The sequence below is a fragment of the Streptomyces sp. NPDC052036 genome, from assembly GCF_040680495.1.
Taxonomy (GTDB): Bacteria; Actinomycetota; Actinomycetes; order Streptomycetales; family Streptomycetaceae; genus Streptomyces.
In genome coordinates, this window is record NZ_JBFAWW010000037.1 from 1 (window position 1) to 11,511 (window position 11,511).

General features: G+C 69.8%; 11 protein-coding genes and 3 pseudogenes. 7 read left to right on the forward strand and 7 right to left on the reverse strand.

Going from position 1 to position 11,511, the window contains the following annotated elements; genetic code table 11:
• The 3 genes and pseudogenes from AB0L95_RS33765 to AB0L95_RS33775 all read right to left on the reverse strand — a co-directional run.
• Positions 1-209, reverse strand: a pseudogene (locus AB0L95_RS33765) (hydrolase); the annotation flags it as partial.
• Between the two features lie 912 nt (positions 210-1,121).
• A complete protein-coding gene (locus AB0L95_RS33770; protein ID WP_365168457.1) occupies positions 1,122-1,757 on the reverse strand; it encodes a response regulator transcription factor in 636 nt (211 codons plus the stop codon).
• The gene (locus AB0L95_RS33775; RefSeq protein WP_365168459.1) at positions 1,754-2,965 is read right to left on the reverse strand and encodes a sensor histidine kinase; all 1,212 of its coding nucleotides are present in this window, start codon (positions 2,963-2,965) and stop codon (positions 1,754-1,756) included. Before AB0L95_RS33775 ends, AB0L95_RS33770 begins: the two co-directional genes overlap by 4 nt.
• 172 nt (positions 2,966-3,137) lie before the next feature.
• On the opposite strand from AB0L95_RS33775, the gene AB0L95_RS33780 reads away from it, so the two are divergent.
• From AB0L95_RS33780 to AB0L95_RS33800, 5 genes and pseudogenes are all read left to right on the forward strand, one after another.
• Entirely contained in the window at positions 3,138-4,223 is a 1,086-nt protein-coding gene (locus AB0L95_RS33780) for an ABC transporter permease (protein WP_365168461.1), read from the forward strand.
• Entirely contained in the window at positions 4,220-4,915 is a 696-nt protein-coding gene (locus AB0L95_RS33785; protein WP_365168463.1) for an ABC transporter ATP-binding protein, read from the forward strand. The genes AB0L95_RS33780 and AB0L95_RS33785 overlap by 4 nt, the downstream gene beginning before the upstream one ends.
• A 254-nt stretch (positions 4,916-5,169) precedes the next feature.
• The gene (locus AB0L95_RS33790) at positions 5,170-6,132 is read left to right on the forward strand and encodes an alpha/beta hydrolase (protein ID WP_365168465.1); all 963 of its coding nucleotides are present in this window, start codon (positions 5,170-5,172) and stop codon (positions 6,130-6,132) included.
• A gap of 486 nt (positions 6,133-6,618) precedes the next feature.
• On the forward strand, positions 6,619-7,179 hold the full coding sequence (locus AB0L95_RS33795; protein ID WP_365168468.1) for a LysE family translocator: 561 nt from the start codon (positions 6,619-6,621) through the stop codon (positions 7,177-7,179).
• A gap of 71 nt (positions 7,180-7,250) precedes the next feature.
• Positions 7,251-7,973: pseudogene (locus tag AB0L95_RS33800) on the forward strand (SDR family oxidoreductase); the annotation flags it as partial.
• 17 nt (positions 7,974-7,990) lie between these two features.
• Here the strand turns inward: AB0L95_RS33800 and AB0L95_RS33805 are convergent.
• Entirely contained in the window at positions 7,991-8,176 is a 186-nt protein-coding gene (locus tag AB0L95_RS33805) for a tyrosine-type recombinase/integrase (RefSeq protein WP_365168601.1), read from the reverse strand.
• Between the two features lie 231 nt (positions 8,177-8,407).
• A complete protein-coding gene (locus AB0L95_RS33810) occupies positions 8,408-8,821 on the reverse strand; it encodes a hypothetical protein (RefSeq protein WP_365168470.1) in 414 nt (137 codons plus the stop codon).
• Between the two features lie 280 nt (positions 8,822-9,101).
• Between AB0L95_RS33810 and AB0L95_RS33815 the strand changes: the two are divergent.
• A pseudogene (locus AB0L95_RS33815) lies at positions 9,102-9,215 on the forward strand (MOSC domain-containing protein); the annotation flags it as partial.
• Positions 9,216-9,285: 70 nt separating this feature from the next.
• Positions 9,286-9,888, forward strand: coding sequence for an MOSC domain-containing protein (locus AB0L95_RS33820; protein WP_365168472.1), 603 nt, complete (start codon positions 9,286-9,288; stop codon positions 9,886-9,888).
• Here AB0L95_RS33820 and AB0L95_RS33825 read toward each other — a convergent pair.
• A complete protein-coding gene (locus AB0L95_RS33825) occupies positions 9,819-11,141 on the reverse strand; it encodes an FAD/NAD(P)-binding oxidoreductase (protein ID WP_365168474.1) in 1,323 nt (440 codons plus the stop codon). The genes AB0L95_RS33820 and AB0L95_RS33825 overlap by 70 nt on opposite strands.
• Before the next feature lie 156 nt (positions 11,142-11,297).
• A complete protein-coding gene (locus AB0L95_RS33830; protein ID WP_365168477.1) occupies positions 11,298-11,507 on the reverse strand; it encodes a ferredoxin in 210 nt (69 codons plus the stop codon).
• Positions 11,508-11,511: the final 4 nt, after the last annotated feature.

The window sequence follows — 11,511 nt, forward strand, 5'->3', positions numbered from 1 at the left end:
TCGGCGGCGACGGTGGTCAGGACGGCCGGGACGTCGAACGCCTTGGCGGCCTTGGCCAGGCCCACGGTGGCGTTGATGATCGCGGTGCGGTCGCCACTGCCGGTGCCGAAGAACATCTGCGGCTGGTGGTCGACGAACAGCATCACCGAGTTGTCGGGCGTCAGCAGGTCCGGGCTGGGAGCGGCCTTGACGCGAGCAGCGCTGAACATGATGGGTTCCTCTTCTTCTGGTCCAGACAGGGATGCGCGCTTGGCGTGCTTGGCCGCGGGTCGGCCGAAACGTGCCAGCAGTCCCTGCAGTCGGTTCTTGGATGCCGGCATCGCGGTCTCCTTCGGGTTTTCACGCCGGAGCTGTGGGTCCGTCCCCCGAGGGGGCACTCACGGAGAGGAATCTGCCAGGAAAGTAATTTCGGTGCAAGAGGTTGAATGATTAACTACATGGGATGTGCATCACTCTGCCCGGGAGGACGGGAGGGCTGGATGTCGTTCTGCACCAGAGGGGCATTGAGGAAGACGAGTACGGCGGAACCCTTGCCGACCCAGAGCTCCATGGGGAGACGCGGCTCGGGCGAAGACACTCGGGAGTCAGTGGGACTGGGCACCGACTTCGGACCAGGTTGCGCTGGGGCGCGTCGACCGTTGGTGCGTTCCGGCTCGGCGCAGCGAACCGTGATCTTCAGTGTGCGGCTGATCGACGCCTACGCGGCCGTAGCCACCCACGCCGTCGCGGCCGACACTTCCTTGTCCGCCGCAGAACTTGACGCTCTGCATCTGAGCGCGATGGCAGACGCGGCGACCGGTAAGCGCGACATCGATCTGCTCGCCGGGCTCCCGGACACCTTCGCCGCCGGGTCGCGACGAACAGGCCGGCGCCTTCTACCGCCTGTACGCCTACGAGGGCCGGCAGTTCAGCCGTCGACTCTTCAAGCCGAGCACGGAACTGCGCCCCGCGCTGGTCAGTCTTTAGCCAACGCTCGCCGATGCCGTCACCCGCGCGCGGGGACGCCTTCCGCCAGGCGACCGAGGCCGGCGGGTTGGCCAGGGCGGTGCGTATGACGGATGCCGTCGATGGCAGGTCTTGGGTGGTGGGCCCGGCGAGGGGACGCCGGAGCCGCAGTCCGGTCAGCGGCGGATGAAACCGAGGGTCGTGGCGGTGGCGACGGCGGCGGTGCGTGACTCGACGTCGAGCTTTGCGTAGATGCGGGCAAGGTGGGATTTGACGGTTCCCTCGGTGAGATGGAGGCGCCCGCCGATCGCCTGGTTGGACAGGCCCTCGGCGACCAGGGTGAGGACCTCGGTCTCACGCGGGGTCAGGGCGGTGCCAGGTGCCCGGAGCCGGTTCATGAGCCTCTCGGCGACCGTGGGGGCCAGGGTGATGCGGCCGGCGGCGGAGGTACGCACGGCGGCGGCGAGCTCTTCGGGAGGTGCGTCCTTGAGCAGGTAGCCGGTGGCGCCGGCTTCGATGGCGGGCAGGGTGTCGGCGTCGGAGTCGTAGGTGGTGACGATCAGTACGCGGGGTGCGCCGGTCCGGGCCGTGATGGCGGCGGTGGCCTCGGCGCCGCCCATGCCCTTGCCGAACTGCAGGTCCATGAGGACGACGTCGATGTCGCCGTCGGCGGCTCGGGCAACGGCGTCCTCCGCGGTGGCGGCTTCGGCCACGACGGTGAGGCCGGGTTCGGTCTCCAGGACGGCGCGCAGCCCGGCCCGGACGACGGGGTGGTCGTCGGCGAGGAGCAGGCGGATGGGGGTATCGGTCACGGATGGGCCTCGGGGTCGGTCTCGGCGGGGGGCAGGGGCAGCCGGGCGGTCAGGATCGTTCCGTGGCCGGGTGCGGATTCGACGGTCAGGGTGCCGCCGAGGGCGTGGGAGCGTGCGCGCATGGCGGCGAGGCCGAAGCCGCCGCCTCCGGGGTCGGGACCGGCCAGTCGGCTCACGTCGAAGCCGGTGCCGTTGTCGTCGACAGCGAGGGTGACGTGGCCGTGGGCGTAGTCGAGGGTGATGCCCGCGGTGGTGGCCTGCGCGTGGCGGACGGTGTTGGCGAGGGCGGACTGGGCGATGCGCAGCAGAGCGACTTCGTGCGCCGTCGGCAGCGGTACGGGGTCGCCGGTGAGGCGGAATCCGGCGGTGAGCCGGTGGCGGGCGTCGGTGGTGGTGCACAGGCGTTCCAGCGCGTCGGCCAGGGTGGTGTCTTCCAGGGCGGGTGGGGTGAGCGCGGCCACGAAGCGGCGGGCCTCGGCCAGGTTGTCCACGGCGGCCTGGCGGGCCTGGTCCACATGGCGGGCGGCGGCTTCCGGTCGGTCGGGGAGGGCGCGTTCGGCGGCGCGCAGCAGCAGCTGGATGCTGGTCAGTCCCTGGGCAAGGGTGTCGTGGATCTCGCGGGCCAGGCGTTCGCGTTCGGCGAGGACGCCAGCGGTGTGCTGGGCGGTGGCGAGGTCGGCGCGGGTGGCGGTGAGCTCTTCGATCAGCCTGCGGCGGTGTTCGCTCTCCCGGTACAGGGCCTGGTAACCCCACACCACCGCGACAGCTACGGCGGCACCTAGCGTGGGTCCGATGGCCATGGCAGGGCTGAAGGTCTCCTGGTGGGCGGCGAAGCCGGCGACGGCGGCGGTCGCGGTGGCCGCCACCGCGACGAGGCCGGCGCGGCGGGGCAGCAGGTGGAGCTGGAGGAAGTAGAGCGGGAAGGCGACCCAGACGGCGTCGGCGGACAGGGCCAGGAGCCCCAGCCAGACGGTGCCCACGGCCGCCAGCCACAGAGCGGCGGCGCGCCGCGAGCGGCGGACGCGGAGCAGGAGCGGCCCGGCCGCGTAGGCCAGTCCGCAGAGCGCCGCGACGGTGACGACGGCCCCGGCGTGCGGCAGGTGGCCGGCCACGGCGCGGGCCGCGGCCAGGGCGAGCAGGCCGACGACCAGCAGGTGCAGGCACCAGGTCAGGGCTCGGGTGGTCGGGGTTGGAGCGGTGGTGTTCACAGTCCTTCCAGGCTAGAGAGGTCCGCCGGTCCGGGCCTCTGCCGAAAGGTACAACCGGCGTGCCGCCTTCCGGTCCGTGAAGTGCCGTCCTGCGCCAGATGCCCCGGCGGGGGAGCGACGACGACGGTGGGGGCGTAGCGCTTCCACCACCGGAGAGGACAGGACCGAGGCCGTGTTCGTCGCCTGGAGAGACCTGAGGTTCGCCAAGGGGCGGTTTGCCCTGATGGGGACCGTCATCGTGCTGATCACTCTGCTGGTCGGGCTGTTGTCCGGGCTGACCGCCGGGCTGGGACAGCAGAACATCTCAGCGATCACGTCCGTGCCCGCCGACAGGATCGCCTTCGACGCGCCCGGCGGCGGACGGGACCTGTCCTACGCCGACTCCACCGTCACCGGGAAGCAGTGGCGGCAGTGGGCCCGGACGCCCGGAGTCACCGGCGTCGAACCGCTGGGCATCAGCACCACCAGGGCCACAGCGGGAGACAGGAACGCCGGAGTCTCCGTCTTCGGGGTGCGACCCGGCTCCTCGCTCGCGCCGGACAGCGACGAGCTCGACGACCGCGCCGCGGTGCTGTCCACCACGGCCGCCGACGATCTGGGCCTGAGGCCCGGTGACACCTTCACCCTGGCCGGGCGGCGGCTGACGGTCGCCGCCGTCCGGGGCGACGCGCACTTCAGCCACACCCCCGTCATCTGGGCCGATCTCGATGTCTGGCGGCGGACCGCACCGCCCACCGGCAGCGACGGGCCCTTCGCGACGGTGATCGCCCTGAACACCACGTCCGACGCCGACCTCGCCGCTGCCGACCGTGCGGCGGGCACTCGGACCGTCGCCAAGGACGACTCACTGTCCGCGATCGGCTCCTACTCCTCCGAGAACGGCTCCCTGCAGCTGATGCGCGGCTTCCTGTTCGCGATCTCGGCCCTGGTCATCGGCGCATTCTTCACCGTGTGGACCATCCAGCGAAGCGGCGACGTCGCCGTGCTCAAAGCGCTGGGCGCGTCCACGGCCGGCCTGCTGAAGGACGCCCTCGGTCAAGCCGTCGTCCTGCTCGCCGGGGGCACGCTGATCGGTACCGGAATCGCCGCCGCCCTCGGCGCCGTCGTCTCCGGTTCCGCGGTGCCCTTCGTCCTCGACGCCGGCACTGTCGTCGTCCCGGCGGCGGTGATGATCCTGCTCGGCGCGCTCGGGGCCGCCCTGTCCGTCCGCCGTATCACCTCCGTCGATCCGCTCACCGCCCTGGGGAACGCCCGATGAGTCTGAACCTGACCGACATCACTCTCACCTACCCTGACGGCGATTCCCGGGTGACCGCCCTGGACCGGGTCACCCTGGACGTGCCGAGGGGCGGCCTGACCGCCGTGGTCGGCCCCTCCGGCTCGGGCAAGTCCAGCCTCCTGGCCGTCGCCGCCACCCTCATCACCCCCGACGCCGGTACCGTCACCGTCGACGGCACCCCCACCACCGGCATGACCCGCCGGGAGCTGACCGAGCTGCGCCGCCACAAGATAGGCATCGTCTTCCAGCAGCCCAACCTGCTGCCCTCACTCACCGCCGCCGAGCAACTTCAGGTCATGGCACAGATCGACGGTCGCTCACCGAAGAAGGCGCGCGGCCGGGCCAGGGACCTCCTGGACGCCGTCGGGCTCGCCGATCACGCACACCGCCGTCCGCACCAGCTCTCCGGTGGCCAGCGCCAGCGCGTCAACATCGCCCGCGCCCTGATGAACGACCCCACCGTCCTGCTGGTCGACGAACCCACCAGCGCCCTCGACCACGAACGCGGCGCCGCCGTCATGGAGATGATCACCCGCCTCACCCGCCGGCAGGCCACCGCCACCGTTCTCGTCACCCACGATCGCACCCACCTCACCGCCGCCGACAGCATCGCCGAGGTCCACGACGGAAGGCTCAGCCTCCCGACGCCGCCCTCCTGCGCGCACCGCTGAGGGTCCCCAGAGGAGAGGGAACGCGCGGACGGCACCGACAAGGGCGGGTCCCCAGGGCGCAACCGCCGTCGTTCCTGGGGCGCGAGGTAGCGGGTTCGACTGTCGTTCGCGTACGTCGTGGTCAGACGCCCGGCACCAGCCATGACGCTCGTCGGCCATGCCGAGGCCCCGGCTCCTGCCATGAGGATGTCACAACAGGGGGCGCTGTCTCGTCCTGGGCACGAGCGTAAACCTCGACCAAGGAGAGACACCCGATGAGCCTGCGTTCCGGACTCGCGCTCGCGGGTACGGCGATAGCCTTGCCCGTCCTGCTGAACCGCCACGGCGGCGAGACGATCCCCATGGACGCCCGTGCCAGGCGGGATGCGCCCGGATCCTTCGTCCGGCTCCGCCGAGGCACGACGCACGTCATGGTGGACGGACCCGAATCAGGAGAGCCGGTCCTGTTCGTTCCCGGAGCGACCCTGTCGCTGTGGGTGTGGGACGGACTGTTCGAACGGCTGGCCCGGGCCGGCTACCGGACCATCCGCTTCGACCGATACGGCATCGGCTTCAGCGACCGTCCCGACATCGACTACGACCAGGCACTGTTCGAGGAACAGATGATTGACCTGCTGGAGGTCCTCGGTGTCGACCGCCCGGTGACGCTCGTCGCGCTGGCCTTCGGCGGCCCGATCGCGGCCGAGTTCGCTGTGCACCATCCCGAGCGGGTCGCCGGCGTGTGCTTGGTCTCGCCCGACGGGTTCGCGACCCCGCTCAACCTCGGACTGCGCCTGTCCATGCTGCCGGGGATCGGTCGGCCGTTCTTCCAGCTGACCGGAAACCGGGCGTTGAAGTCCCGCCTGCCCGGCTACTCCCGCGATCCGCGCGTGGTCGCCCGCGTTCAGGCGCGTCTGCGGCCGGAACTACGCTACCGGGGCTTCAAACGAAGCCTGCTCTCCGCGCTCGGCAACGTCCCGATCCACGGCGCCGAATACCTGTACCGGTTCCTGGACACGCGGGACATCCCCGTCCAGGTGGTGTGGGGGCGCCAGGACCCCATCACCCCGATGCCGCCGGACGAGGTCCTTCGCGCTGTCTTCTCCCGCGCCGCCCTGCGCCCGCTCGACGGCGTGGGTCACCTTCCGCACTACGAGCGCCCCGACCAGACCGCCGCGATCATCCTGGACTTCCTGCACGATGCGGTCGCGGACCGCAGTGGCCAAGGCCGAGCCTGAGGCCGTCGCGCACCAGCTCACCGCGCTGAGAGCCTACGCCGCGCAGAACCAGCCTGATGGGGTGCTTGGGCTTGGCCCCGCCGCCGACCAGGTCGAGGCCAGGGGTGGTGACGGCCCGGTGACGCCGGGCTGGGAGGCGGCCCTGGTTCAGATCGGTTTCGTGGGCAGGGGGTTGGGCCTGCCTCTCGCCCTCCCCGCCGCCCGGCCACGCAGCCGGAGACCACGGGCGTTCGCCGGCCGCCTTGACAGCGGTGGCCACGGTCCGACCCTGCTGTTCCGGGGCGGGATCCTCTCCTCCTGAGTGGTGGATCCGGCCTGGCCTCGTGGGTGGCGGGTTCCCCTGTCGCGGAAGTCCTAGGTCGAAGGTCTCGTTCCCCGTATGCGATCGGCTCGTGATGATGCCGGTGTGCCGGGACTTCATCAACTGCTCGCATTCTGTGCCATGTCCTCGCTCCGGCGGCTCTTCCCGGGCCGAACGTGCTGTTCGTGATCGGACGTGCTCTGGCCCACGCGCGGCGGGCCGTGCTGGCGGCCGTCCTCGGCAACGCGGTCGGTGGTTGTGTGGTCGTCGTCGCGGTAGCGCTGGGACTGGGGACGGCGGTGGAACGCTCCGCGCTGGTGTACAACGTCGTCAAGTTCAGTGGCGCGGCCTACCTGGTCTTTCTGGGTGTCAAGGCCATCCGGGCAGGGCGGACCACGCGGCAGGTGGCCGACAGCACGCAGAGTGTGCCTACGGGGGTGGGACGCATGGTGTGGGACCGCATACTCGTTGGGGCGACGAACCCCAAGAGCATCGTGTTCCTCACGGCCGTGTTGCCTCAGTTCGTGGACCGACACCGCGGCCATGTCGTGGGCCAGATGCTGGTACTCGGATTGATCGGCACCTTGCTGGCTCTGTTGTGTGACGGCTTGTGGGGGCTGACGGCCCCGACCACACGTGACTGGTTCGGCAGGTCCCCGAGGCGGCTGGCGCTCGCCGAACGCGCGGGCGGCACGGCCCTGATCGGACTTGGCCTGAAGGTCGCGGTGATGGACCGCGCCAACTGAGCGCCCCGTCACGTAGGGCAGTGACCGCAACGCAGCAGTGGAACTCCAGAAGCAAGGCAATAGGCCATTACATGAGCTACGAACAGCAGCGCGTCGTCATCACCGGTGCTTCCCGTGACTTCGGTCGGACTCTCGCCATTCGTTTCGCCCAGCGCGGTACCGAGGTCTTCATGTCCGCCCGCAGTCTGGAGGCGGCGCGACGTGTGGCAGGCGAGATCCGCGACCTCGGTCACGAACACGTCCATGCCTTCGCGTGCGACCTGACGGACGCGGCCTCGATCCGGCAATTCGCGGCCGAAGTGGCAGAGCGCACCGACCGGGTGGACGTGCTGGTCAACAACGCCGCCCGCTGGCTGGAGGGGCCGGATCTGGTCTCCGCCAGTGACGATGACGTGATCGACACCATTGCCGCCGGAGCCACCGGTACGGTCCTGATGGTGAAGCGGTTCTTGCCGCTGCTGCTCGCATCCGCAAGGCCGGACGTGGTGAACATGATCTCCGCTGCCGGGCTACCGGGCCATCAGCGCTCCGACGCGCATGCCGCGTTCTACGCCGCGAAGAGCGCACAGGCGGGCTTCGCAGACATCCTCTCCACGCGGCTGCGACCTCAGGGAGTGCGGGTCATCTCGCTGTACCCGCCGGACTTCTGCAACCCGGATCCGCTGTCCCCGCAGTCGGAGAACGCTCCGCGCGGATCCGGTGACACATTGACGGCCCACTCAGTGGCGGAGTGCGTGTTCTTCGCCCTCGGCCAGCCGCGGGACTGCTTCATCAAGTCGTTCCACTTCGAGCAGGCCCCCGACAGGCCACGTCAGACCGCGCTCGGCGGCGCCAATGAGGTATGTCTGAGCTGGTGCGGGGTGATCCTGCCCAGTCCGGCCCGCTCGACGGCCCTGCGAACAGAAGCTTCGATGCGGGAGGCGTTCACGGGGCGGCCGTGGTCGGTGAACAGCAGCAGGCCCCTCCGGTCACGCTTTCGTCCGGCCTGCCAGGGCACCGAGCTGCCACATCCACGTTACGGAGAGCCCTTCCGGCTCGGGCGAAGCCGGTGTTCAAGCCCCTCATCAGCGATCCGTCGATGCCTCCGTACCCGGTGACACCACCCCCCGGATCATCAACAACAGGAGGGGAAGTCATGCCGGACCCGAAGGCCGGAGGCCCTATTGCGGAGCCACGAAGAAGGTAACCGGGGGCCCAGCGGCGTTGCCGGAAGGCCCTGATAGCTCCGCTACGAGGGACTTCCGGCGCCTTGCTTGCGCCGATGATCGAGTACGAGGAAGGCCAGGAAGCCGACGACGAACAGGAGGACGCCGACGATCAGAAACGGCACCGGCGCGTACTCTTCGGTGCACGTGCTTCCTCCTGCCGTGGCGTGACACACGTCGCCCGGGCCACCCCGGTTCGTATAGGCGAGGTAGAAGAAGGGCAGAGCCACGCCCGCGACGCTTCCGACGAGGGCGTTCGTGTGTCCCCTCCGCAGCAGGAACACCGCCGCCACGGCGGCCAGGGCGATCAGGACCACGCCCACCGTGAGCAGCGCAGCCAGTCCGAGGGCCAGACAAGCCCCCACCGCGAGCCATGCCAGGAACCAGCCCCATTCCGATGCGTCATCATTGCGGACCGCTTCAACCTTGCGTTGCACGGTGCCTCCTGTCGATGGAGAGACTGCGCCGATCGGATCGTTGGTTCTGAAAACATGTCATGGTACCCGGCGTCTTCTTCCGGACGCCTCCGGAGCGTCCCTCCGCTGTCCAGTGTGCGGCACCAACAGCTGCTTCATCGCGCCGAGTTCGGACACGCGCGTTCCGAGAGCCCACGTGGTCTGGACCGGAGGCCACAGCCGAACGCCATCATTGATCTTCATGGGCACTGTGGTCGCGTTGCACCGGTATCCGGTGAAATCCATGCTCGGTGAGACGTTGATGTCCGCGGCCATCACCCGCACCGGGCTGTCGGGAGACCGGACCCACGCTGTCCTCGACGACGTCGGCACGATCGGGAGTGCCAAGCACCCGCGCAAGTGGGGGCAACTGCTGCAGTGCCGGAGCCGGTTGACCGAAGGCGGCACGGTCGAGGTCGAACTTCCTGACGGGTCCGTCTTTCCCGGTGGGGGATCCCGAACTGAACGCCCAACTCTCCAAGTTGCTGGGCCGCTCGCCAAGGCTCTCGGCCGACGCACCGGCCGACGCCCCGCTCGAGCGCGCTACGCCCGAGTACGAGGGCGGCGTTCCAGACACCGTGCGGGCGTCTTCGTATGTGGACGAGACAGGAGAGGAGATCACCGTCGACAGCATTGCCCCGGGGACATTCTTCGACAACGGCAGGATCCACCTCGTCACCACGTCCTCCTTGGCCGTGCTCCGGGCCGTCCGACCCGACTACGACTTCGATCCGCGCCGCTTCCGGCCGAACCTGGTCATCGACACTGGCGAAGGACAGGGTTTCCTGGAGGACACGTGCGTCGGCTGTCGGGTGCGCGTGGGCGAGGCACTGTGTCGCGTGGTGGTCCCGACGCCCCGCTGCGTGGTCCCCACCCTCGGCCACGACGAACTTCGGCCCGACCTCTCCCTCATGCGCACGATCTCCCGCACACACCGGCTCCCCGTCTTCGACCTGGGTCGGCTTGCGTGTCTTGGCGTTTACTTGGACGTTCTCGCACCAGGCCTGGTCCGCGCGGGCGATCCGCTCACGCAGCAGGACGGACCGTGACTGGCAACGCACACGCCATTCAGGCCATCACCGTCACCGGCCTTCACCATGACGATGCAAACGCGGTCGGCGAGCGACGGAAAAGACCGACTGACGTAACCAGGGATGTCACCTTCGTTGTGGTCGATGTCCGGCTTCGGGGTGTCGGCCGTCGCCGCGGTGGGTTCGGCGGTCACGTGCCCCGTCAGACCGGTGCCGAGCCCCGTGGAGTCCTCTGCACTGCCGATCCGGGCCGACGCGGTCGCCGCCGCCCAGCGGATCGAGGGCTCCGTGGCGTTCAGGTGAGGGCTGAGCCGTGACATGAGAGTGATGTCGCCGAGCACGCCGACCACCGCCCCGTGGTGGCCGTAGGCAGCGGTGAAATGACCGTTCGACGGGTCGCGATGGACGATCCGCAGCTCCGCGCCGCGCGGGAAGATGCCGTACGCCTGGATCCTGGTGTCGTACTGGTCGGTCCAGAAGTAGGGCACGGGAGCGAAGGGGACGGCGTCGCCGAGCAGGTTGCCGACTGCGGCCATGGCCTGTTGGGCGGCATTCATCCGGTGCTCGGTTCGCATACGGGTGCCGAAGCGCGGGTTGTGCCAGGAGGCGACGTCACCGGCCGCGTAGATCCCGGGAGCGGCTTGGCACAACGCGTCACACACCACCCCGTCGTCCAGACTCAGGCCCGAGCCTCGCAGGCAGCCGGTCGCGGGGACGGATCCGACGGCGAGGATGACCACATCGACCGACAGCGTGGTGCCGTCGCCGAGTTCCACCCCGGTCACCCGGCCGCCGGTGTCGCGCAGCCGCCGTACCGGCACCCCGCAGCGCAGGCGCGTTCCATGGTCGCGATGCAGATCGGCAACGAGCGCGCCGATGCGGTCCCCGAACGGGCGCCGCAGCGGGACAGGTTCCGGCTCGACCACGGTCACCTGCAGGCTCAGTGTGCGGGCCGCCGCGGCGACTTCGGTACCCAGGAAGCCCGCCCCCACCGCGACCACCCGGGGCCCGGCGAGCAGTGCGGCGCGCAGGGCGAGCGCGTCGTCGAGGGTGCGCAGGACGTGGACCCCGGCCAGATCACTGCCGGGAAGGCGGCGGGGCGCCACGCCGGTGGCGATGAGCAGACCGTCGAAGCCGATGCCCTCGCCGTCGCTCAGACGCATTCGGCGGCCTCGGACGTCGAATGCGGTGGCGCACCGTCCGAGCCGCAGGTCCGCCTCCAGCCGTGCAAGATCGGTTAGGGAGCGAAGAGTGACGCGTTCCGGCTCCAAGGCGCCGGTGAGGAGCTGTTTGGACAGCGGTGGCCGGTCATACGGCGGACGGCGCGCTTCACCGAATCAAGGTGAGGTGACCGTCCCAGCCTCGGCGCCGGACGGTCTCGGCCGCGGTCAGGCCTGCGGCCGAGGCTCCTATGATGACAATCCGCTTCACTCCTTCTTCTCCCGTTCTTCCAGCCAGATCGCCTGGGCCGGGCAGAGAGCGGCGGCCTGCCGGACGTCCTGCGCCAGGCGCTCAGGCGGGTTCTCGGCGAGGAGAACGACGATGCCGTCCTCTTCGCGCTGGTCGAACACCTCCGGTGAGGTCAGCACGCACTGGCCGGAGGCCACACACTTGTTCTGGTCGACGATCACCTTCATCGAA

Coding starts and splice junctions, on each gene's coding strand:
- AB0L95_RS33830 (WP_365168477.1), bottom strand. CDS start 11,507: ATGAAGGTGATCGTCGACCAGAACAAGTGTGTGGCCTCCGGCCAGTGC.
- AB0L95_RS33785 (WP_365168463.1), top strand. CDS start 4,220: ATGAGTCTGAACCTGACCGACATCACTCTCACCTACCCTGACGGCGAT.
- AB0L95_RS33790 (WP_365168465.1), top strand. CDS start 5,170: ATGAGCCTGCGTTCCGGACTCGCGCTCGCGGGTACGGCGATAGCCTTG.